19 protein-coding genes are annotated in these 22,952 nt (G+C 72.4%); 8 read left to right on the top strand and 11 right to left on the bottom strand.

The features are described from left to right. Positions 1 to 76 precede the first annotated feature (76 nt). Entirely contained in the window at positions 77 to 3,292 is a 3,216-nt protein-coding gene (gene icmF, locus AB0H21_RS30755) for a fused isobutyryl-CoA mutase/GTPase IcmF (RefSeq protein WP_358523538.1), read from the bottom strand. 464 nt (positions 3,293 to 3,756) lie between these two features. On the opposite strand from icmF, the gene AB0H21_RS30750 reads away from it, so the two are divergent. Then, positions 3,757 to 4,029, top strand: a complete 273-nt coding sequence (locus AB0H21_RS30750) for a DUF6400 family protein (protein ID WP_358523535.1) — start codon at positions 3,757 to 3,759, stop codon at positions 4,027 to 4,029. After that, complete coding sequence (locus AB0H21_RS30745; RefSeq protein ID WP_358523533.1) at positions 4,016 to 4,252, top strand: hypothetical protein; 237 nt, start codon at positions 4,016 to 4,018, stop codon at positions 4,250 to 4,252. The genes AB0H21_RS30750 and AB0H21_RS30745 overlap by 14 nt, the downstream gene beginning before the upstream one ends. Before the next feature lie 34 nt (positions 4,253 to 4,286). Here the strand turns inward: AB0H21_RS30745 and AB0H21_RS30740 are convergent, their stop codons facing one another. Both AB0H21_RS30740 and AB0H21_RS30735 read right to left on the bottom strand, forming a co-directional pair. Continuing rightward, positions 4,287 to 5,045 (bottom strand): MOSC N-terminal beta barrel domain-containing protein, encoded by a 759-nt coding sequence (locus tag AB0H21_RS30740; protein ID WP_358523530.1) that lies wholly within the window; start codon positions 5,043 to 5,045, stop codon positions 4,287 to 4,289. A gap of 234 nt (positions 5,046 to 5,279) precedes the next feature. After that, entirely contained in the window at positions 5,280 to 5,846 is a 567-nt protein-coding gene (locus tag AB0H21_RS30735; protein ID WP_358523528.1) for a helix-turn-helix domain-containing protein, read from the bottom strand. A gap of 127 nt (positions 5,847 to 5,973) precedes the next feature. On the opposite strand from AB0H21_RS30735, the gene AB0H21_RS30730 reads away from it, so the two are divergent. From AB0H21_RS30730 to AB0H21_RS30705, 6 genes are all read left to right on the top strand, one after another. Continuing rightward, on the top strand, positions 5,974 to 7,593 hold the full coding sequence (locus tag AB0H21_RS30730; RefSeq protein WP_358523525.1) for an MDR family MFS transporter: 1,620 nt from the start codon (positions 5,974 to 5,976) through the stop codon (positions 7,591 to 7,593). 240 nt (positions 7,594 to 7,833) lie between these two features. Further along, positions 7,834 to 8,247, top strand: a complete 414-nt coding sequence (locus tag AB0H21_RS30725) for a DUF3592 domain-containing protein (RefSeq protein WP_358523523.1) — start codon at positions 7,834 to 7,836, stop codon at positions 8,245 to 8,247. Between the two features lie 152 nt (positions 8,248 to 8,399). Then, the gene (locus AB0H21_RS30720; protein ID WP_358523520.1) at positions 8,400 to 10,103 is read left to right on the top strand and encodes an MFS transporter; all 1,704 of its coding nucleotides are present in this window, start codon (positions 8,400 to 8,402) and stop codon (positions 10,101 to 10,103) included. Between the two features lie 21 nt (positions 10,104 to 10,124). After that, entirely contained in the window at positions 10,125 to 10,568 is a 444-nt protein-coding gene (locus AB0H21_RS30715) for a MarR family transcriptional regulator (RefSeq protein ID WP_358523517.1), read from the top strand. A gap of 50 nt (positions 10,569 to 10,618) precedes the next feature. Next, on the top strand, positions 10,619 to 11,551 hold the full coding sequence (locus tag AB0H21_RS30710; protein WP_358523514.1) for a Ppx/GppA phosphatase family protein: 933 nt from the start codon (positions 10,619 to 10,621) through the stop codon (positions 11,549 to 11,551). 144 nt (positions 11,552 to 11,695) lie between these two features. Continuing rightward, entirely contained in the window at positions 11,696 to 11,983 is a 288-nt protein-coding gene (locus AB0H21_RS30705; protein ID WP_358523513.1) for a hypothetical protein, read from the top strand. Positions 11,984 to 12,008: 25 nt separating this feature from the next. Here the strand turns inward: AB0H21_RS30705 and AB0H21_RS30700 are convergent, their stop codons facing one another. From AB0H21_RS30700 to AB0H21_RS30665, 8 genes are all read right to left on the bottom strand, one after another. Then, a complete protein-coding gene (locus AB0H21_RS30700; protein WP_358523510.1) occupies positions 12,009 to 13,319 on the bottom strand; it encodes a helicase in 1,311 nt (436 codons plus the stop codon). A 73-nt stretch (positions 13,320 to 13,392) separates the two neighbouring features. Beyond that, the gene (locus AB0H21_RS30695; RefSeq protein ID WP_358523508.1) at positions 13,393 to 14,862 is read right to left on the bottom strand and encodes a hypothetical protein; all 1,470 of its coding nucleotides are present in this window, start codon (positions 14,860 to 14,862) and stop codon (positions 13,393 to 13,395) included. Beyond that, entirely contained in the window at positions 14,859 to 15,977 is a 1,119-nt protein-coding gene (locus tag AB0H21_RS30690) for a hypothetical protein (protein ID WP_358523505.1), read from the bottom strand. The genes AB0H21_RS30695 and AB0H21_RS30690 overlap by 4 nt, the downstream gene beginning before the upstream one ends. Positions 15,978 to 16,043: 66 nt before the next feature. Next, the gene (locus AB0H21_RS30685) at positions 16,044 to 16,907 is read right to left on the bottom strand and encodes a hypothetical protein (protein ID WP_358523502.1); all 864 of its coding nucleotides are present in this window, start codon (positions 16,905 to 16,907) and stop codon (positions 16,044 to 16,046) included. Between the two features lie 82 nt (positions 16,908 to 16,989). Further along, positions 16,990 to 18,786 (bottom strand): protein kinase, encoded by a 1,797-nt coding sequence (locus AB0H21_RS30680; protein WP_358523499.1) that lies wholly within the window; start codon positions 18,784 to 18,786, stop codon positions 16,990 to 16,992. Positions 18,787 to 19,046: 260 nt separating this feature from the next. Further along, positions 19,047 to 20,654: a monocarboxylate uptake permease MctP gene (gene mctP, locus AB0H21_RS30675; RefSeq protein WP_358523496.1), complete on the bottom strand. Its 1,608-nt coding sequence runs from the start codon at positions 20,652 to 20,654 to the stop codon at positions 19,047 to 19,049. Then, positions 20,651 to 20,881, bottom strand: coding sequence for a DUF3311 domain-containing protein (locus AB0H21_RS30670; protein ID WP_358523494.1), 231 nt, complete (start codon positions 20,879 to 20,881; stop codon positions 20,651 to 20,653). Before AB0H21_RS30670 ends, mctP begins: the two co-directional genes overlap by 4 nt. 317 nt (positions 20,882 to 21,198) lie before the next feature. Next, a complete protein-coding gene (locus tag AB0H21_RS30665; RefSeq protein ID WP_358523491.1) occupies positions 21,199 to 22,794 on the bottom strand; it encodes a CocE/NonD family hydrolase in 1,596 nt (531 codons plus the stop codon). Positions 22,795 to 22,952: the final 158 nt, after the last annotated feature.

Raw genomic sequence — 22,952 nt, 5'->3', positions numbered from 1 at the left:
CGAAGGCGTCGCACCTGACACCCCCTCGTCACGGACCCGGGCCGCGCGCCCGAGTCCGTTCGCGTGCGAGGCGGGTTCAGACGTTGCGGCGGTACTGGCCTCCGGCCTCGAACAGCGCCTCGGTGATCTGGCCGAGGGAGCAGACCCGGGCCGCCTCCATCAGCGCGCCGAACGCGTTCTCCTGGGACATCGCGGCCTCCCTGAGCCGCCGCAGCGCCCCGGGGGCCTCGGCGGCGTGCCGCTCCTGGAACTCCCGCACGCGGGTGAGCTGGCCGTGCTTCTCCTCCTCGGTCCCGCGGGCCAGTTCGAGCGTGCCGTGCTCGGTGGTCCCGGAGGGGTTGCGGAAGGTGTTGACCCCGATGATCGGCAGCGACCCGTCGTGCTTGCGCGTCTCGTACAGCATCGACTCGTCCTGGATGCGCCCGCGCTGGTAGCCGGTCTCCATGGCCCCGAGCACGCCGCCGCGGTCCGACAACCGCTCGAACTCGGCCAGCACGGCCTCCTCCACCAGGTCGGTGAGGTCGTCGATGATGAACGAGCCCTGGAGCGGGTTCTCGTTGTACGCCAGGCCCCACTCCCGGTTGATGATCATCTGGATGGCCATCGCGCGGCGCACCGAGTCGGCGCTGGGCGTGGTCACCGCCTCGTCGAAGGCGTTGGTGTGCAGGCTGTTGCAGTTGTCGTAGATCGCGATCAGCGCCTGCAGCGTCGTGCGGATGTCGTTGAAGTTCATCTCCTGCGCGTGCAGCGACCGCCCGGAGGTCTGGATGTGGTACTTCAGCTTCTGCGAGCGCTCGCCCGCGCCGTACCGGTCGCGCATGGCGACCGCCCAGATCCGGCGCGCCACCCGGCCGAGCACGCTGTACTCCGGGTCCATGCCGTTGGAGAAGAAGAACGACAGGTTGGGCGCGAAGTCGTCGATCGCCATGCCGCGCGCCAGGTACGCCTCGACGTAGGTGAAGCCGTTGGCCAGCGTGAACGCGAGCTGCGTGATCGGGTTGGCCCCCGCCTCGGCGATGTGGTAGCCGGAGATCGACACCGAGTAGAAGTTGCGCACCTCGTTGGCGATGAACCACTCCTGCACGTCGGCCATCATGCGCAGGCTGAAGTCGGTCGAGAAGATGCAGGTGTTCTGCCCCTGGTCCTCCTTGAGGATGTCGGCCTGCACGGTGCCGCGCACGGTGGACAGCGTCCGCGCCCGCACCTCCCGCGCCTCCTCGGCGGTGGGCTCGCGGCCGGCGTCCTCGCGGAAGCGGTCCAGCGCCTGGTCGATCGCGGTGTGCAGGAAGTACGCGAGGATCGTCGGGGCCGGGCCGTTGATGGTCATCGACACCGAGGTGCTCGGCGAGGCCAGGTCGAAGCCGTCGTACAGCGCCTTCATGTCGTCCAGCGTGGCGATCGAGACGCCCGAGGTGCCGACCTTGCCGTACACGTCGGGCCGCTCGTCCGGGTCGTGGCCGTACAGGGTGACCGAGTCGAACGCCGTGGACAGGCGCACGGCGGGCTGGCCGTCCGACAGCATCTTGAAGCGCCGATTGGTGCGGAACGGGTCGCCCTCACCGGCGAACATGCGGGTCGGGTCCTCGTCGGCGCGCTTGAAGGGGAACACCCCGGCGGTGAACGGGAAGCGGCCGGGCAGGTTCTCGGCGCGCAGGAACCGCAGCAGCTCGCCGTGGTCGGCGAACCGGGGGAGGGCCACGCGCGGGACGCGGCTGCCCGACAGGGACGTGCGCCACAGCGGCGTGTGCAGCTCCTTGCCCCGCACGGTGACCACCAGCTCGTCGGCGGAGTACGCCTCCACCGTCTTCGGCCAGTCCTCCAGCAGGGCGCGGGCTTCGGCGGGCAGCTCCCGGTCGGCGCGCTCGTGCAGCGCGTCCACGTCGGCGGTGGCGGCGCCCTCCTCGGCCAGCAGGCGGCGCACCTCGGCCAGCCGCTGGCGCCGGCGGGCCGCCTCGGCCAACTCCGCGGTGCGCCGGTGGTAGGCGTGGACGGTCTCGGCGATGTCGGAGAGGTAGCGCACCCGGGCCGGCGGGACGATCGCGGCGCCGATGCTGGAGGTCTTCACCTCGGTCGCCGTCAGCAGCCCCGGCCCGTCCGGCAGGCCCTTGTCCCGCAGCGGCCCGAGCAGCGTCTGGTACAGGGCGGTGACCCCGTCGTCGTTGAAGCGCGAGGCGACCGTGCCGTAGACGGGCATCTGGTCGGCCGCGGTCCCGAAAGCCTCGCGGTTGCGCACCATCTGGCGCCGTACGTCGCGTAGCGCGTCCTCGGCGCCGCGCCGGTCGTACTTGTTGATCGCGACGACGTCGGCGAAGTCCAGCATGTCGATCTTCTCGAGCTGGGAGCTCGCGCCGAACTCCGGGGTCATCACGTACAGCGAGACGTCGCTGAACGGGACGATCGCGGCGTCGCCCTGCCCGATGCCCGGGGTCTCGACGATCACCAGGTCGTACCCGGCGGCCCGGCACACGGCGATCACGTCCCCGAGGTGCTCGGGCAGTTCGCGGGAGCCGCGCGTGGCGAGCGAGCGGAAGAACACCCGGCCGCCACCGAGGCTGTTCATGCGGATGCGGTCGCCGAGCAGGGCGCCGCCGCCCCTGCGCCGGGTCGGGTCGACCGCGATCACCGCGACGCGCGGCTTGTCCTCGTAGTCGACGCGCAGTCGGCGGATCAGCTCGTCGGTGAGGGAGGATTTGCCCGATCCGCCCGTGCCGGTGATGCCGAGCACCGGCGTGCGGCGCTCCGCCGCCGCCGCCCGCAGCGCGCCGAGATAGGCCTCGCCGGCCCGTCCCGACTCCACGAAGGTGATCGCCCGGGCCACCGCCCGCTCGTCGCCGGCCTCCACGGCGGGGGGCTCGGCGCCCTCGGTGAGGTCGACGTCGCATGCCTCGATCATCGTGTTGATCATCCCGGCGAGGCCCAGGCGGTGGCCGTCCTCGGGGGAGAAGATCTTGGCGACGCCGTGCCCCTCCAGCCGGGCGATCTCCTCCGGGACGATCACGCCGCCGCCCCCGCCGTACACCTTGACGTGCCCGGCGCCGCGCTCGCGCAGCAGGTCGACCAGGTAGGTGAAGTACTCGACGTGGCCGCCCTGGTAGGAGCTGATCGCCACGGCCTGCGCGTCCTCCTGGACGGCCGCGGTGACGACCTCCTCGACCGAGCGGTCGTGGCCCAGGTGGATCACCTCGGCGCCCTGGGCCTGCAGGATGCGCCGCATGATGTTGATCGCGGCGTCGTGCCCGTCGAACAGGGCCGCCGCGGTGACCACTCGCACGGGGTTGGCAGGTACGTGCACCGGCGCTCCTCATCCTGAGATACTTGGACGTCCTATTAAATTGTAGGACGTCCAAGTATCCTCCTGCGCCCCGGATCCGGATTGTCATCCACCGTCCGTTCCGGTGTCGCCTCCCGGACGCCGCGATCCCCGTCCTGGGGCGGTGGTCGCATGGGGGTTGGGGCGTTGAAATATCCGGTACCGATCTTGACCTTGAGGTGTGGCGCCGAGACGAGAGTCTTCGGGCGCGGCTACTCAAGTCGCGGGCGGGCCCTGGGCCGGGGCCGGGGTGGAGCGGGCCGCCCGCCGGCGCGACCCGCCTTCGCCGGGCGAGTGAGCCGTGTCACCCTTCTTGGCAATCCGTTGGGGCTATGCATAAGGTGTGAAATCGGACAAAAGACGTGTAAACCGGCATCCTGCCGCCCGCCCCCGGACACGTCGTCCCCCGACATCGCCCACCGGAAAAACCCACGGAAAGTCGCGTCATGAGCCACGGCAGCGGTCACACCCCGCCCGAGCACGCAGTCCCCGAGCATGCGGTCTTCGAGATGGACCTCACCCCGCACGAGTCCCGCCGCCGCGCCGAGGTGATCTCCGCGCTCGGCCCCGGCTGGGATCCCCTCGCGGTCATGCGGGCCGAGGAGGAGGCCTTCGACCTGCTCTACTCCGGCCTGGACGCGCGGCAGCGCGAGACCTACGACATGCTCGTGGCGGCCGGTGTCCTGCCCCGGCGAGAGGCGGGCCGTGCTACCGATTGACCCGCACGCCGACATCGCCCGTCGTGCCTGGATCCCCTGCCCCCGCTGCCGTGACGACCGCGGCTGCGACGACTGCGGCTCGGGCCGCAACTGCCGCGACCACTGGCGCTACCTGCTGAGCAACACCGGCAGCGTCCTGCACGTGCAGTGCCCCGGGTGCGCCCACCTGTGGGACCACGAGTCCCGCTTCGGAGCCGGCGGCCGGCCGCCCTTCCTGCCCTGACTCTGCCCCTGGTCCTGACCTGGGCCTGGCGTCGTCAGGGGGCGGGCAGGGCGGACGGCGCCGGGACGTTCGCGACCGACGCGGCCTCGCCGACGCGCGTGACCCCCGGCACGAGCACCCGCATGATCAGGCCGAACGTGTTGCCGTGCTCGGCGATCAGATGGCTCTGCAGCTCGGGCCAGCGCGCGCGCCCGTGAGGATCCCAGCTCGGGACCGCGCAGCGGACGCACAGCCCGGCGTTCTCGCCCACGATGCCGAGCGTGACCTCGCCCGCGGAGATCGTCGTCCCGCCGTCGAACGCCTTCTCGGCGAACGCGGGGGCGTCCAGGTCGAGGTGGACGTTCGGGCGGAAGCGCGTGACGTCGACCTCGGCGCCCATCTCCTCCTCCAGCGCGCGGCGCGACGCCTCGAAGGTGACGTGCACCGTCGGCCCGCGATCCTGCTGGCCGTCGGCCGCGCGCAGGGACAGCGGGACGCCGTACGACTCCGACAGCGCGGCGGGCAGGTCCGGGTCGTCCCAGGCCCAGGCCTCGCCGCCGCGGTACAGGACGGGAGGGCCCGGAGGCTCGGGCGCGCCGTCGCACGTCGCCGGGTAGGCGGCCTCCCACGTCAGCATGGCGGCGTTCTGGCGGACGGTCAGCCGCTTACCGGCCCGGTCGGGACGCTCGTCGATCAGCGCGTACGCGCGGTCGCCCGCCATGCCGCGGTGGTCCAGCAGCGCCGAGGACACGCGCTCGCCGCGCAACGACTTCACCGGCCAGCGGTACAGGCCGTGAACGCTCCCCCGATACATGGCTCAGATTTTAGGGGACGCCGGGGACGCCGCGCGGCGGTGCGTGTCGCTCCTGCACCGGGGGCGGCGGCTCGGCTACCTGTGGATCACCGAGGGTGAGCGGCCGCTGACGCCCGCCGAGACCGACCGCGCCGTACGGGACGCCGCCACCGTCGCCGCGCTGCTGGACGAGCACGAGTTCCCCGGCCCGTCGAGCCGGAGCCGCCGCGTGCTGCGGCGGGTGCCGGGGGACGGTCAGGCCGCGCGGGGGAGGGGCTCGATGAGCTCCAGGGCGACCTCGATGGCCGCCTTCTTGCGGTCCTCATCGCTGAGCCCCTCGTCCGGCAGGACGAACCAGGCGGCGTGCAACGTGAGGATCGCCATCGAGCTCCTGAGGCGGAGCGCCGCCGAGTCGTGCTCCTCGCAGAGGACGCCGTGCACGTTCTTCATGAGGTCGCGCATCCTCCCGACCTTGGGATGATCGCGCAGCGCGGTCTGGTTGCGCTCCATGAACCTCATGAACGCGTGGTGGTTGCCGCTGTAGAGGGATTCGGCGTACCGCTGGACGAACTCGCGCCGCGTCTCGAGGGTGCGCGGCTGGTCCTGGGCCCACTTGATCAGACGCTCCATCTCGGCCTGCCGGTCCTTGCCGAGGCTGGCCACGATGTCGTCCTTGGTCTTGAAGTGGTAGTAAAGGGCCGCCTTGGTGACGCCGAGCTCCTCGGCGATCTGCCGCAGCGACGTCGCTTCGTAGCCCTGCTCGGTGAAGAGCTTCAGGGCGATCTCCTGAATGCGAGCCCGCGTGTCGGTATGCTCCCTCATGTCTGTTTTGGAGCACTCCTTCCCTTTGAATTAACTTGACGGCCGACAAGTAAGTTATCTACCTTTGGCAGTATAGTCACTAGCCGGTCGGCAAGTAAGCAACCAACTACCAAGGGGGCTCAAAGGAATGTCGGAGACCGAGGCCGAGATAGTTCCCGGCCGTCGGCGGGAGGTCATGGTCGTCCTGCCCGGCTTGATGCTCGCCATCATGCTGGCCATGCTCGACAACATGATCGTCGGTACCGCGATGCCGCGCATCGTGGGCGAGCTCGGCGGCCTGGCCCATCTCTCCTGGGTGGTGACGGCGTACGTCCTTGGGACCAGCGTCTCGACGCCGATCTGGGGAAAGATCGGTGACCTGTACGGACGCAAGACCATATTCCTGGCGTCCATCGCCATATTCATGGTCGGCTCCGCCCTGTGCGGCATGGCCGGCTCGGACATCTTCGGCGGCACCTCGGGCGGCATGGGCGAGCTCATCGCCTTCCGCGCGATCCAGGGCCTCGGCGCCGGCGGCCTCATGGTCAACGCCATGGCCATCATCGGCGACCTGGTCCCGCCCCGCGAGCGTGGCCGCTACCAGGGCATCATGGCCGCGATCATGGCGCTGGCGATGGTCGCCGGGCCGCTCGTCGGCGGCTTCATCACCGACAACCTGAACTGGCGCTGGGCCTTCTACGTGAACCTGCCCATCGGCGCCGTCGCGTTCGTCTGGCTGCTCCTGCGTCTCCACCTGCCGAAGTACCGCACCGAGCATCGCATCGACTGGCTCGGCGCCGCGCTGCTCGGCGTGGGCATCACGGCTCTGGTCCTCATCACCACCTGGGGTGGCACGGAGTACGCCTGGGGCTCCTGGCAGATCCTCGGGCTCGTCGCCGTGGCCGTGGTGAGCCTGGCGATCTTCATCCCGGTCCAGCGCCGGGTCGCCGAGCCGATCATGCCCCTGCACGTCTTCCGCGACCGGAACTTCACGCTGGTCTCGCTGGTGGGCTTCCTGCTCGGATTCGCCATGTTCGGCGCGATCAACTTCCTGCCGCTCTTCCAGCAGACCGTCCAGGGCGCCTCGGCCACCAACTCCGGTCTGCTGCTCCTGCCGATGATGGCCGGCATGATGGCGGTCTCACTGGTCGCCGGGCAGGCCATCACCCGGACGGGCAAGTACAAGGTGTGGCCCTTGGCCGGCGGCGTGGTCATGGTCGTCGGCATGTGGCTGCTGTCGCTGCAGGACGTCAACACCACGACCTGGCAGACCGGCCTGTTCATCGCCGTGCTCGGCCTCGGCATGGGCGGCCTGATGCAGACCACGATGCTGATCGCGCAGAACAGCGTCGAGCAGAAGGACCTCGGCGTGGCCAGCAGCGCCGCCACCTTCTTCCGCTCCATCGGCGGCTCGTTCGGCGTCTCGCTCTTCGGGGCCATCTTCAACCACCACCTGACGTCCAACCTGACCGACAGGCTCGGGCCGCAGTCGGCGCAGATGGCGCAGGGGGGCAACAGCGCTCGCCTGGACCCCACCGCGCTGGCCGCGCTCCCCGCGCAGGTCCGCGAGGGCTTCCTCTCGTCGTTGGCCGACTCCATCTCCAGCGTGTTCTTCTGGGCCATCTTCATCTCGATCCTGGTGCCGGTGTTCGCGGCCTTCATCAAGCAGATCCCGCTGCGCTCCGGCCCCGCCGCCCCGGGTTCGGCGCCGAAGGACGGCACGGGCGACGTCGCCAAGGACGCGATGCCCGTCGCGGCCTTCGAATGAGACGCCGCTGAGACGCGCTGAGACGCCGTCTCCCGCCCCCGCTTCGCCGCGGCCGTGACCATCTTCGTGGTCACGGCCGTCGCCTTTCCCGCCAAAGCTGGATATAGGCGGACACGTCATCGCTGTTCCCGGCAGGCGCCTGGCAAGCGCCCTGCAAGCGATCCCTTCTAGCGTCGGGCGTACCCCCTGCGAGAACCCGGCGGGACCCACGGAGACCCGCCAGAACGAGGAGCCCCCGACGTGTCCACCACAGCCCTGATGGTGCTCATATTCGGCGTGATCGCCCTGGTCTTCGGCGGTATCGGCCTCGGCGCGCTGATGTCGGCCCGCGACTTCCGCCGCATCGCGCAGCGCGTCCCCGGGGAGGTCGTGCGGCTGCGCGAGAGCCGCGACAGCGAAGGATCCGTCTACTATCCGACCATCCGGTTCATGACGCTGAACGGGCAGTACGTCGAGGCCGAGACCCACTTCGGGAGCAACCCGCCCCCAGCCCGCGTCGGCGGCCGGGTGACCGTGCTCTACGACCCGGCCAGGCCGGACCGCATCCGCCTGGAGGGCTTCTGGGCCGGCGGCAAGCTCATCGGCGTCCTGTTCGCGTCCCTGGGCCTCGTGTTCCTGGTGGTCGCGGCGGCCATAGCCGCCTTCAGCCCCTGACCCACCCCGAACCCGCCGATCCGCAACGTCCGCCTGAAAGGCGCCCCGAACCCGCCGAGCCGGAGGCTCGGCCATAAGCAGGGACTTCTCGGAAGTCTCGGGCGAAGATATGGTTAGTTAGCGTAAGCAACTAACCCGCTGAAAGGTCGCCCGTGCGGACGAAGCACTATCACTGGGTGGCGCTGAGCAACACCACGCTGGGAATGCTGCTCGCCACCGTCAACTCCTCGATCGTGATCATCTCGCTGCCGGCCATCTTCCGTGGCATCCACCTGGATCCACTCAAACCCGGCAACGTCAGCTACCTGCTGTGGATCCTGATGGGGTACATGCTCGTCTCGGCCGTCCTGGTCGTGACGCTCGGCCGCCTCGGGGACATGTTCGGCCGTGTACGCATGTACAACGCGGGGTTCGCCGTCTTCACCGTCGGCACCCTCGTGCTCGCCCTCGACCCGTTCCAGGCCGACGCCGGCGCGATGTGGCTGATCGGCTGGCGGGTCTTCCAGGGGATCGGCGGCGCGCTGCTCATGGCCAACTCCGCCGCCATCCTCACCGACGCCTTCCCGCCCGACCGGCGCGGCATGGCCATCGGCGTCAACCAGGTCGCCGCCATCGCGGGCAGCTTCTTCGGCCTGGTCGCGGGCGGGCTGCTCAGCGAGATCAACTGGCGGCTGGTCTTCTTCGCCTCCGCGCCCATCGGCATCGCCGGGACGGTCTGGGCCTACAGGTCCCTGCGCGAGACCGTCCGCCGCACCTCCGGCGCCCGCGTCGACTGGCTGGGCAACGCGACCTTCGCCGTCGGCCTCACGGCGCTGCTGGCCGGGGTCACCTACGGCATCCAGCCGTACGGCGGTCACCCCATGGGCTGGACGAACCCGTGGGTGCTCGCCGGTGTCGTCGGCGGCACCGCCGTGCTCGGCGCGTTCTGCGTGATCGAGACCCGGGTCGCCCAGCCGATGTTCCACCTGGAGTTGTTCCGCATCCGTGCCTTCGTGGCCGGCAACTCGGCGGGGCTGCTCACCGCCATCGCCCGCGGCGGCATGCAGTTCATGCTGATCATCTGGCTGCAGGGCATCTGGCTGCCGCTGCACGGCTACCGCTTCGAGGAAACCCCGCTGTGGGCGGGCATCTACCTGCTGCCGCTGACGGTCGGCTTCCTGGTGGCCGGTCCGCTGTCGGGCCACCTGTCGGACCGGCACGGTGCGCGGGCGCTGTCCTCCGGCGGGCTGGTGCTGTCCGCGCTGGCCTTCACCGGGCTTCTGCTCATCCCCACCGACTTCCCGTACTGGCTGTTCGGCGTGCTGATCTTCGTGAACGGTGTGGGGTCGGGCCTGTTCGCCGCGCCCAACTCCACCGCGATCATGAACGCCGTCCCCGCGGGGCAGCGCGGCGTGGCCTCCGGCATGGGCGCGACGTTCACCAACGCCGGCATGGTCCTGTCCATCGGCGTGTTCTTCTCGCTGATGATCGCGGGCCTGGCCGACACCCTGCCCCGCACGCTCACCGCCGGCCTCGCCGAGCATGGCGTGCCGTCCGCGATCGCCGCCCAGATCGGGAACCTGCCGCCGGTCGGCACGCTGTTCGCGGCGTTCCTCGGCTACAACCCGATCGAGAGCCTGCTCGCCCCCACCGGCACGCTCGCCTCGCTCGCCCCCGCCGACGCCGGGACGCTCACCGGCGGGTCCTACTTCCCGAACCTCATCTCCGGCCCGTTCCACCACGGCCTGGTCATCGTGTTCACGCTCGCGATCGCCATCTCGCTGCTCGCCGCCCTCGCCTCGCTGCTGCGCGGAGGCCGTTATGTGCACGAGGATGAGCCCACGCCCCGGAAGGTGGTCGCCGTGGGCGAGTCATGACCGCGCGCAGTGGAAGGCCTCATGATCGAAGAATCCCCCGGCGTCACCGTCACCGACGCCGAACTCGCCGACCGTCTGCGGAAGGCCCTGGCCCGCCTGTCGCGGCGGGCCCGCCAGCAGGTCCCGCAGGCGCTCACGGTGAGCCAGGTCTCCACGCTGTCGGCCGTGGACGCTCTGGGCCCGGTCCGCCTGGTCGACCTCGCCGCCCACGAGGGCGTCAGCGCCCCCACACAGAGCAGGCTGGTCGGCAGCCTGGAGACCCTGAACCTGCTGACCCGCGCGCCCGACCGCGCCGACCGCCGCGCGTCCCTCCTCACCCTCACCGAGGAGGGACGCGCGCGGTTGGCCCAGCTCCGCGACGACCGCTCGGCGTTCTTCACCGCCCGGGTCGCCGCGTTGCCGCCCGGCCAGCGCGCCGCGCTCGCCGCCGCTCTGCCCGCGTTGGAGTCGCTGGCCGCGCTGTGATCGCAAGGGTGATTTTCTTCATGATTCCCCCCAGGTAGTAGCGTCGGATCATGCGACTAGGCGTCCTCGACATCGGTTCGAACACGGTGCATCTTCTGGTGGTGGACGCCCACAGGGGCGCGCAGCCGCTGCCCGCGTACTCGCACAAGGCCGAGATGCGGCTGGCCGAGCACCTCCACGACGGCGAAACGCTGTCCTCGCAGGGGGAGCGCGAGCTGCGCCGGTTCATCGAGGAGTCGCTGCGCATCGCCGAGGACAAGGGCGTGGAGGACATCATGGCCTTCGCCACCTCGGCGGTGCGCGAGGCGTCCAACGGCGAGGACGTGCTCGGCCGCCTGCGCGACACCACCGGCGTCGACCTGCAGGTCCTGTCCGGGCAGGACGAGGCCCGGCTGACGTTCCTGGCGGTGCGGCGCTGGTTCGGCTGGTCCTCCGGCAGGCTGCTGGTGGTGGACATCGGCGGCGGGTCCCTGGAGATCGCCTCCGGTGTCGAGGAGGCGCCGGACGTCGCCGTCTCGCTGCCACTCGGCGCGGGACGGCTGACGCGCCGCTGGTTCACCGCCGACCCGCCGCCCGCCGGGGAGATCCGCGCCATGCGCCGGCAGGTGCGCGCCCAGATCGGCAGGGTGGTCGGCGACGTCGTCAAGTACGGCAGGGCCGACCACGCGGTTGCGACGTCCAAGACGTTCAAGCAGCTCGCCCGCATCGCCGGCGCCGCGCCCTCCGGCGAGGGCACCTACGTCAAGCGGACGCTGAGCCACAAGAGCCTGGCCGGCTGGACCGAGCGGCTCGCCGGGATGACCAACGTCCAGCGCGCCGGGCTCCCCGGCGTCTCCGCCGGCCGCGCGCCGCAACTCCTGGCCGGCGCGATCGTCGCCGACGCCACCATGGACCTGTTCGGGCTCGGCGAGCTGGAGATCTGCCCGTGGGCCCTGCGCGAGGGCGTGATCCTGCGCCGTCTGGACCGCATGCCCGGCACGTGAGACGCCCGGCGTCGCTTCCGTAACGCAAACACCGCGAACGGCGCGCCGGCCCGGCGGAATCAGTACGTTCACCAGCGGGGGACGAAGTGTGAGCGTGCCCGGCGCGGGCACGAGTCCCACGCCACAACACAAGAGAAGGGGGCGATGATGGAGGTCATCGGCGCGGCCTTGACAGTTCTGGCCGTCCTGATGCTCGCGGGACTCGCCCTGATACTCATCGCCGTGGTGACGCTGATCCTTCTGGCGCTGATGGCCTCGGCCACCAGCCCCGAGCCCGACCTCACGCCCGCCCCGCGTCCGGAGCCGCCGGGAACGTTCCCGGCGGCCTCGCCGGCCCCCCGGCCGGTTCAGGAGCGCAGGGACGGCCGCGTGAAGGCGGGCCCGGCCAGGGGCGTCGTCATCCGGAGGGAGGGCCACCCGGGAGTCCCGTGAGGTGGATCGCACGCCCGCGCCGCGGTCAGCGAAGCGGCGCCGCCTCGACACGGTGCGCGGACAGATGGGCCAGAACGGCCTGGTTGGCCTCCCACCCGTCGGGGAACTTCACCGGGACGTTCAAGCGGACCGGCTCGGCCGAGGGATGCGCGTCGAGCAGTTCGGGGATCCCGGCGCGGGCGACGACCACGCACGCGTGCCGATGCCGCGAGGTCAGCACGCACAGCCGACCGGACTCCAGGTGGAAGGCCGTCGCGTCCCTGCGCCCCGACAGCGGGTGCAGGACGATCGTGACGTCGTACTCGCGGCCCTGCAGCCGGTTGGCGGTGTCGACGGTCACCCCCGGCGGGGGCCCGGCGGCCAGGATCGCGGCCACCTGGTCGCGGTGCGCCGCCCCGATCGCGATGCGCTCGGCCGTCACCGGCCGCTCGCCGCGCTCGGAGATCGCCACCGGCGCGCGCTGCACGAGCCTCGTGGCCAGCAGGGCGACGGCCTGGACCGCCTCGGCGTCCGTGCGCAGGGTGTGTCGGCTCGGCAGCTCGTACAGCGCCCAGCCGTAGGAGGCGGCCTCCTCCAGCGCGCGGTCGTAGGCGGTGCGCATGCCGCCGGCCTGGAACTCCAAGCGCCGCTCGCCGGGCTCGGTGCCCGCGCGGAAGCCCGTGAACGGGTAGAACGCCTCCGAGACCACCGGCGCGGCCGAGGCGGGCAGCCGCCAGGACACCGGCAGCCGGTGCACGGGCAGGTCGGGGTTGTGGCGCAGCAGCACGGCCACCGCGCTCTGCAGCGGATCCCACGACAGACCGGCCCAGCGGTCGCCGTCCACGACCGAGAACGGGTCGAGCTGGCCCGGGTCGCCCACGAACAGCGCCCGCTCGAACATGCCCGCGACGCGCAGCAGCTTGTCCGAGCGCATCTGGTACGCCTCGTCCACGATCGCCCACGGCCAGGTGCGGTCGCCCGCCCACGCCCACTTGTCCGCGGTGGCCACCACCACGGCGGGGTCGCCGAGGTCGGGCAGCTTGGTGCCCACGGACGCCTTGCCCAGCACCCGCTCGGGCATGACGTAGTCGGACGCCGACAGCCGGCCGAGCGGCAGGTCCGGGTGCTCCTCGGCCAGGCGGACGATCAGGTCGTCCACCTGCTCGTTGGTCTGCGCGACGATCATCAGCGGCTCGCCGGTCGCGGCCAGATGCCCGGCCGCGCGCACCACCAGCGTCGACTTCCCCGCGCCCGGCGGCGAGTCGACGACCACGCCCCGGTTCCGGGGCAGGTCGTCCAGCACGGCGTCGACCACGGCCGCCGCCTCCGCCGCGGGGGAGAGCATCCCGCCGATCACGGCCACTCCTCCCGGCCGCCGCGCAGGGCCGCCGCTCGTGTCACGCGTGTCACCAGGAGGCGATCGCTCTGGTTCACGACCATTCCTCCTGATCGTCCTCAGGGCTCGGGACGTACTCCGGCGGCGGGCCGCCGTGCGTCCAGGGGGTCTCCTCGGAGGCGGGCAGGCTCGCGGGCGGCTGGTACTCGTCGCTGAGCGCGGCGTAGCAGACCTGGTCGCCGGACTCCGGGACCGCGCCCGGGGTCGCGACCTTGCCGCGGCCCATGCCCTTGACGATCTTCAGGGTGACCAGCTCGCCGTCGACCTCCACGACCTCGGCCTGCTGGCCGCGCCGCTCCGGGGTGCCCAGCTTCGCGCCGGCCGCCAGCCGCACCGGGTCGCCCGTCCGCACGGTGACCAGCGGCCGCAGCTTGCGCCCCCGGCCCTCGCCCTCGGCGTTGGCGGGGTCGGACGCGACGACCGTGCCGGTGAACGCCTCGCCGGTCAGCCGGTAGGCGGCCATCACCAGCGGGTCGTCGTAGGCGCGCTGGGCGTCGTAGGACGCCTGCGCGCGCTCCATGCGGGCCAGCCGGGACGCCGCCGCCACCGCGCCGTCGTGCTTGGGCTGCGGCGGCCCGCCCTCGGCGACCTGCTCGGCGAAAGCGGTGAACGACCCGCGGTCGAGCTCCCACCGCGCCGACGCGCCCCTGCCCTCGGGCAGCCCGCGCAGCAGGTCCACGGCGCGCCACATCAGCCGCCACGTCGGGTCGAGCTGCGTGCGCACCGCCTCGGCGACCCGCGCGGCCGCGCGCTCGCCCGGCGCCTCCTCGTACGCCCGGATCGCCGGCGCCAGCACCTCGGCGTCGAAACCGGGGTCGGTGGCCGGGCCCGCGGGCGGCCAGACCAGCGGGTCCTCGGCCTCCCTGGCCGCCTCCGCCCCGGTCGTGCCCGGCGGCGGGTCGATCCAGCCGACCAGCGACGCGAGGTTGGCGTCCTCCAGCGCGCTCTGGCCCGTGGCCCAGTGCAGCGACAGCGCCTCGGTGACCGCCGGCAGCAGCGCCGAGCCGGGGTGGCGCGCCCGCTGGGCGAAGAACGTGAGCCACCGGCCGAGGACCGGCACCGACGGGTGGACGGCGTGCGGGCCCTCCGCGCGGCGGAACCGCGTCGAGCGGCCGAGCAGCAGCGTGAACGCCAGCGCGGCGCGGTTCGGGACCAGCAGTTGCGGCGCGTCGGCGCACCGCTCGTACGGCTCGGCGCCGCGCCGCTCCACCGTCTCGGTCTCCTTCAGGAAGCCCTCGACGTACGGCAGGACGATCTGCGCCAGCTCGGCCGCGAACGCGAACCGCAGATCCCGGTCGCGCGGCTGCGGCACCACCAGCAGGTGGGGATGGCCCGGGTCGGTGCCCGCCATGGCGGCCAGCGGCGCGGCGGCCTCGCCGGCCAGCCGCAGCGGGATGAACACCATGGGCCGCTCCGACAGGTGGCAGTGGCGCACGGTGGCGAGCCGCTGGGCCGACCCGGTGCGCACGGCGCGCAGGCGGGCGAGGGCGGCCAGCGTGCTCATCCCGCCTCCGCGTAGACGCCGTAGATGCCGTCGGCCAGGCGCAGCAGGCGGGCGATCTCCTCCTGGCCCTCACCGGGTGTCAGGGTGCCGTCGGCGAGGCCGAGCGCCTCCGACACCGTCGCCACCCCGCCGAGCGCGTCGCGGACCTGGCGTCCCAGCAGCTCGGTCGACCCCTCGGCCGCGGCCTCGTCCCGGCAGAAGAAGCACAGGTCGCACGTGGACAGGCACTCGGGCGCGTACCGCGCGCCGACCGCGCGCACCGCCTCGCGCAGCTCGCTCACCGGGCGCGTCGGCACGCCGTCGGCGTCCGGCGCCAGGTCGAAGGTCAGGTCCTCGGGCAGCGTGTCGGCGATGGCGCCGACCTTGGCCATGCGCGAGAGCTGCCTGCGCAGCACCGCCAGCTCCCTGCGCACGTCCAGCAGCGTGCCCGCCGGGCGGTTCGCGAAGTTCTCCGGGCACACCAGCACGACCTCGTGCGACACGCGGGCCGGGTCATGCCCGAGCTCCGCCAGCATGTTCCGCAGCGCCAGCACGTACACCGCGGCCTGGCGCGCCGCCGCGGCCACCTTGTCCGGCTCGGCCTGGCCGTCCACGATCGCGAACGACTTGATCTCCACGATGTGGAACCGGCCCGCGAGCCGGAACGCGACGACGTCCGGCTCCAGGTAGGAGGTGTGCCCGGCGATCTCCAGCCGCAGCAGCGGGTGGTCGTACAGCGTGCCCGCCTCGTCGTCGTCACGGGCGGCCCGGTCGATGAGCTTGAGCGTGTGGGCGTGGCGCAGGTGCGCCGACGGGTTGCCGCCGATGTCGCCGAGGTCGGTGTAGGCGGCGAGGGGGATCGGCAGGCCCAGCAGCTCGCGCAGCAGCCGCAGCAGCTCGGCGCAGCCGGAGTCCTTCACCAGGGCCTCGAACGCGTTGCCCCGGGTGATCGCGAACGGCGACCGGCCGAACGGGGCGGGGAACCCCAGATGGGTCGCGGTCGCGTCCTTGTCGATCCCCGCGGCGTCCATCACCGCGCGCCGCGCGCACCCTGGGTTGGCCGCCAGCGCGGCGATCGCCCGCGCGTCGTGCGGCCGCGCGGGCACGGCGCCGCGCAACCGGTCGAACCGCTCCACCTCACACCTCTCTCTGCCGCTCTTCGCCATGCGAGTGAACACCGGACCGCACCGCCGCGAGGGGCCTCACGACGCCTCCTCGCGGGCCAGGCTCAGGAGCCTGCCGCCGAACAGGCGCTCGGCGTCGCCGAGGCGGGCGCGGGCGCGCTCGGCGATCCGCGCGCGGGCGTCCGCGTCCGCGCCGGCGTGGACGTCCAGCTCGGCGCGGGCCGCCCTGACCACCACGGCCGGGTCGGGCGGGGCGTCTTCGGCGGCGGACGGCACGGGGACGCCGGGGACGTTGTGCGCGAGCCGCGCCAGCAGCCTCCGCGCGGAGTCCGGCGCCGGCTCGCCCGTCTCCTCCAGCCGCAGGATGTGCTCGCCCACGCGGATCGCGGTGGTGAGGAAGTCGACGCGGGGGCTGAGCGGGCCGATCGCCCGGCGCTCCAGCGGCCACGTGCTGATCGTCAGCAGGCCGCGCGAGGCCGACAGGCGGTCGGTGAGCGCGGCGCACAGGTAGTACGGACGGGCGAACGGCGAGGACCGGAAGGAGCGCTCCTCGTCCCGGCGCAGGCTCGCGAGCTGGGTGCCCCTGAGGGACCCCGCGCGCAGGGCGCCGTGCACCGCGACGATCACCCGGGCCGAGGCCGGCACTCCGAGCAGCGTCAGCGCCTCGTGCACCTGCTCCCGCACCGGCACCAGCGAGCCGGGCCCATCCGAACCAGGCCCGTCACCACCCCTGGCCCCCTTACCGGCGGGCTCCGGGGAGTCCTCCAGGGACCCCTCGGCGGGGTCCTGGGGGGCCAGCGCCCGGTCCCAGGCTCGCTCGGCCGTGCGCAGTTCGGCCCGCAGCACCCTGGCGAGGGCGCCGTCACGGCCCCGCACGGCTCGCCGGACCTCCGCCCGGAGCGCGTTGATCCGCTCCTCCAGGGCGTCCAGCCTTTCACTCACGCCCGGAGCGTACCAAGAGTTCCCAGGAGTTCCAGGCAATTCCCATATTCACCGCGCGTCGCCATGGGCGGCGACGCGGCCCTCAGCTCAGGGGCCGGAAGTAGGTCCCGGGGCGCTCGCTGCCCATCACGCCGCCGACGCAGCGGTAGACGCGCACGCCCGACTTGAACGCGTCCGGGCTCGGGGGCAGCGCCGAGACCATCCACTTGGACGGGGAGATCTTCCTGGCGGCCTCCGACCTCGACTGGAGCAGCACCGGCATCGAGCACAGCTTCTTCACCACGGGGTGCGCCTCGAGGTCCTGCAGGTCATAGGTGACGCCGTCCACCGGCATCGGGGCCACGGCGAACGTCTCCCACGAGTGGGCCTCCTCGCAGCCGCGGCGCTTGACCGTCACCGACCCCGCGATGGAGACGATGCCGCCCCAGCACTCCGCCTCCTGGCTGCAGGCGGCCTGGGCCCCGGCCACCGACGTCGCGGGGCAGTTCGCCGTGACGGTCTTCACGGTCCCGGCGTCCGGGTCCGTGACGGCCGTGCCCCCGGACGTTCCGCCCGCCGCCGTCGCCGGCGCGCTCGCCGGCGTGGACGCGGTGACGTCGGGGATCGCGCCCTCGTGCAGGGCGAGGGCCGTCCCGATCGTCAGCAGCAGGGCGAACACCCCGGCCACGGCGACGTACACGCCGGTGTGCGCGTTCTGCTTCGGCGTGTGCGGGGCGATGGTGCTCGACATCGCCCGCCCGCCCGGACCGGTCACGGCCTCCCGCGGGGAGAGGCGCTCAGGCCGCTCCGGCACGTCCACGTGCTGCCGCGACGGCCCGGTCGGAGCCGAATGCCGGGAATGGGCGACGGGCACGGACGGGGCGGGCCGGGCGTACTGCGGCGGGCGCTCGTACGGCCCCGAGAGCCCGGGGGAGCCCGCGTGGGGGAGCGGCGCCGAATGCCCGAGGGGGGCCGGATGCGACAGCGGCCCCGAGTGCCCCGGCTGGGCGCTCGGATACCCCTGCCGCCCGGGGCCTCCCACGGCGGACGGCCCGGAGATCCCCTGGCCGGAGAGCAGGCCCGCGGGGATCGCGGCGAGGGCGTCGCGCAGGTCGGCGGCGGACGGGGTGCGCTCGCGCGGGTCGGCGGCCATGCCCGCGCGGAGCACGGCGGTCAGCTCCGGCGCCACCCCGGGGATCTCCGGGATCGGACGCCGGTGCAACGCCATGATCATCGCGACGTTGACCACTCCGCTCTCGGGGAAACGCGGCGGACGCCCGTTGAGCAGCGCGTACAGCGTCGCCGACAGCGAGTAGACGTCGCCCGCCGGGCTCGGCTCGGCGAGCTCGAACGCCTCCGGAGGGCCGAACGCCGGGGTCAGCGACTCGCGGGTCACCGACATCTCGCCCTCGGTGTGCGCGGTGGCGGCCAGCCCGAAGTCCGACAGCGCCACCATCCCGTACCCGTTCACCAGGATGTTGGCCGGTTTCACGTCACGGTGCAGCACGCCCGCCGCGTGGGCCGCCGCGAGTGCGTCGGCGATGCGCACGCCGATGTCGCGCACCTCGGCGGGGCTCAGCGGGCCCTGCTCGCGCAGCCGGTCCGACAGCGAACCGCCCGGGCACAGCTCCAGCACCATGTACGGACGCCCGTCGCCGAGCACCCCGGCGTCGTACACGTCCGCCACGTGCGGGTGCCCCGACAGCGCCCCGGCCGAGCTGACCTCGCGCATGAACCGCCGCCGGTCGCGCTCGGAGACCAGCACGCGGTTGTCGATCTTGAGAGCGACCTCGCGGCGTACGGCGAGCTGCCGCGCGCGGTACACCACGCCGAACCCGCCCTGGCCGAGGATTCCCAGCACCTCGTACCCCGGCACCTCGGGCGCCCCAGGCTCGCTCACCCGCCACCTCCCTCACGCCCCGCGACCGGCACCCTACCGGAAGCTTCTCGCTCATATTTCCGCATTGATCACACTCGTCGGGCGTCGCGGCGGCGGGGCGAGAGGAAAGCCCTGCTCACCGCAGAGGGGCGCGGCGAGCGGAAAAGGCGAACGCCCGGCGGTCCGCCGGGGACCGCCGGGCGCTCCCGCCGCGCCGGGGTGTGCCGGTGCGGCGGCCTACAGGCGTCCGGGGAGGTGCAGGGGAACGGACGGGGGCGGGGTCAGTGGGAGCCGGTGAGCTGGACGTCGTGGACGCGGGGGTCGCCCTCGTCGGCGAAGTAGTCGGAGGGGCGGGTGGCGTCGGCGCCCTCGGCGAGCTTGGCGGCGCGGGCGACCAGCGTGCCGGCGACGGCCACCACCAGGTTGACGGCCAGGGCCAGGAAACCGGCGTAGATCGTCATCTTGGTGTCCAGGCCCAGCTTCTCCAGCGGGAACGCAGACCCGCCGAAGTGGGCGTGGTTCGTGGCCGGGTTGGCGATGTTGTAGAGCATCAGCAGGCCGGCGGCCATGCCCGCCGTCCACCCGGCGACCAGCCCCGCTCGGTGGAACCAGCGGGTGAACAGGCCGAGCGCGACCGAGGGCAGCGTCTGCAGGATGATCACGCCGCCGATGAGCTGGAGGTCGATGGAGAACTGCGGGTCGATCAGCAGGATGACCAGCACCGCGCCGATCTTCACGACCAGCGAGGCGATCTTGCTGACCGCCGCCTCCTGGGCGTCGGTGGCGTCCCGCCTGATGTACTCCCTGTAGATGTTGCGCGTGAACAGGTTGGCCGCCGCGATCGACATGATCGCCGCGGGCACCAGCGCGCCGATGCCGATGGCGGCGTAGGCGACCCCGGTGAACCAGTCGGGGAACATCGCGTCGAAGAGCTGCGGGACCACCGTGTTGGGGTCGGCCTTGCCGCCGGAGACGATCGGCTTGACCCCGGCGGCGATCGCCATGTAGCCGAGCAGCGCGATGAGGCCGAGGAGCAGGCTGTAGGCGGGCAGCGCGGACATGTTCCGCTTGATCACGCCCCGGCTGCGCGCCGCCAGCACGCCGGTGACGCTGTGCGGGTACAGGAACAGCGCCATCGCCGAGCCGAACGCCAGTGTGACGTACTGGAGCTGGTTGTTCGCGTTGAGCAGATACCCGTCACCCGGCGCGGGGGTGGCCTCGAACTTGGCCCGGGCCGCGTCGAAGATCGAGCCCATGCCGCCGAGCCGCGCCGGGATGTAGATGACCGCCACCAGGATCACGATGTAGATCAGCGTGTCCTTGACGAAGGCGATCAGCGCGGGGGCGCGCAGGCCCGACTGGTAGGTGTAGGCGGCGAGGATCGCGAACGCGATGACGAGCGGCAGCTCGCCGCTGACGCCCATCGACTTCAGCACCGCCTCGATGCCGACGAGCTGCAGGGCGATGTACGGCATCGTGGCGACCAGGCCGGTGATCGCGATCAGCAGGGCCAGCGTGGGCGAGCCGAACCGGGCGCGGACGAAGTCGGCGGGCGTCACCAGGCCGTGCACGTGGGACACCGACCACAGCCGGATCATCACCAGGAACACCATCGGGTAGGTGATGATCGTGTACGGCAGGGCGAAGAACCCGGTCGCGCCGGCGCCGTACAGCAGGGCGGGGACCGCCACGAAGGTGTACGCGGTGTAGAGGTCGCCGCCGACGAGGAACCAGGTGATCCAGGAGCCGAACTTCCGGCCGCCGAGGCCCCACTCGTCCAGGCTGGCGAGGTCGTCGGGGCGGCGCCAGCGGGCCGCGACGAACCCCATGCCGCTGACCAGCAGGAACAGGACGGCGAAGACCAGGATCTCGGTGATGTGCTCGCTCATCGGCCGCCCCTCCTCTTGCCCATCCGGTACACGATGGTGGTGGAGGCGACGCCCAGGACGATGAACGCGAGCTGCAGCCAGTAGAACAGCGGGAACCCGAACAGGCGGGGCTCGTCCGCGTTGTAGAGGGCGGTGATCAGAGGGATGACGATCGGCACGAGCAGCAGCCAGTTCCACGGGCTGCGATCGCTCCTGACCGGGCGCTGATCGCTGGGGGGCGTGGTCAACTCACTCTCCTCGCGAAAGGGAGGCGGCACCGGCCCTGGTGGGGCCGGTGGTCCGGTTGAGCGGAAGCGTAATTTCGCGCGTGAGGCGGAACCCTCACCAATCGGTGAACGGACCTGTTGGCGCGGTGAACGGGCCCGCCCGGCCGATCCTCCCAGCTCAGGGGCGTCACGCGGGGGAGGCGTGGCTGGGGGACGCCCTTTCGGCGACGGGTTCGGCCCGGTCGCCGTTCATCGTCCCCGCGGCTCTTGACAAGCGGTCTGACACGCGCGTGAACGGCCGTGACCGGAGTACGGCACGCGTGCCGGGGGGCGCGGCGTCAGGCGCGGGCGTGGGGAAGCATGATCGACGAGGGGTGCTCGGGATCGTGGAAGACCTCCTGGTCGGCCGCGACCGCCGTGCGGCCGGTGGCCAGCGGCTCGCCGGTGCCGAGGTTGCGCGCCAGCCGGGGGTAGGCCCCACTCGCGATCTGGACCCGCACCCGGTGCCCCCGCAGGAAGCGGTGGGCGATCGGCCACAGCTCGACCTCGACGCGGCGCACGTCGTCCGCGTCGGCGGGCGGCGCCCCGGGGAACAGCCGGCGCACGCCCTCGCACACGTTGAACGACGCCCCGTCGGGGCGCACGTCGCAGACGCGGACGACCAGGTCGGTGTAGGGGGTGCTGGAACGCAGGAACACCTCGGCGGTGACCGGGCCGATCAGGTCCAGGTCCTCGCGCAGGGCCTCGCCGGTGTAGACGAGGACGTCCGCCCGGGTCTCCAGGCGCCGGTTGTCGCGGGGCGCGGAGTTGCCGAGCAGCGTCGGGCCGCCGAGGACCGGGGTGGGGTGGGCGGGGTGGTAGCGGTAGCGGTCCGGGGGAGAGTCCTCCGGGCCGCCGGGGCCGAGCCCGAAGCCGGGCTGCAGGTGCCAGCGCCGCACCGTCATCCCGGGCACGGGCCAGTCGTCGTAGTCGCGCCACATCCCCGCGCCGGTGACGTACAGCCGCACGGGGCTCGCCCGCAGGCCCGAGGCGTCGCCGAGCAGATGGGCGCGGAACCAGCTCAGCGCGTCCAGGTTGGCGAGCCGCCCGTGCCGCATGTCCGCGTGGTGCCAGGGCCCGATCGTGAGATGGGGACGCCTCCCGGCCGTGCGCAGGGCCGCGTAGTCCTTGAGCTGCCACGGCAGGAAGACGTCGTACCAGCCGCCGGTCATGGTGACCGCTGCCTCGACCTCGCCGACGGTGGCCGAGAAGTCCCTCTTCTTCCAGAACGGGACGGCCGGGTCGGCGTGGTGGTTGAGCACCTCCTGGTAGAACGGCAGCGTGCGCCCGGCGGCCACCTGGTCGAACTCGCCGACGGGACGGCCGGACATCACGGCCCGCTGGGTGCGGCGCGGGGCGAAGACCGGCGCGGCGCCGCTGAGCGGCCCCGAGAGCATGGCGGTCAGTGTGCTCCAGCTCAGCACGGCCTCCAGCGCGAAAGAGCCGCCCACGTAGGCGGCGTCACGGAACTGGGAGGCGGTCACCTGGGTGGCCATGGCCTTGAGGTCCGGGCCGGCGAACGGCGCTATCGCCCACTGGGCGTACCCGAGGTAGCTCGGGCCGTGCATGGCGAAGGTCCCCCCGTACCAGGACTGGGCGCGCATCCACTCGACGGTCGCCAGCCCGTCGTCCTGCTCGTCCAGCGGGGTGAGCTCGCCGCCGGACCCGAACCCGCCCCTGCAGCTCTGCAGGATCACCTGGAAGCCCTGCCGGGCGAACGACCTGCCGTAGACCAGGCCGAACAGCCCGCGCCTGCCGTAGGGGGAGCGGACGAGGATGGTGGGCGGAGCGCTCACGCCGATCGGGATGTACCGGTCGGCCAGTAGCACGACGCCGTCCGGCATGGGGACCCGCATGTCCCTGTGCACGACGACCCTGTACGGAAACCGAGTCATGGGCGCTCCTCGTTTGGAGTCATACCCCGTTCGATGTAAGCGGCGCGTTACTCTCCGGTAACATGCTAGTGCTATCCTGCGGGTGGCGCTGTGACCTACGTCACTCACCGCCCGGGGTGCCGCCGTCGCCGGTGTGCCGGGGCGGACAAGTGGCGCCG

It is taken from the genome of Sphaerisporangium sp. NPDC051011 (assembly GCF_040653595.1).
Classification (GTDB): Bacteria; Actinomycetota; Actinomycetes; order Streptosporangiales; family Streptosporangiaceae; genus Sphaerisporangium.
Note: the sequence above shows the minus strand (reverse complement) of the source record. Positions and strands in the feature narration are given on the sequence as shown.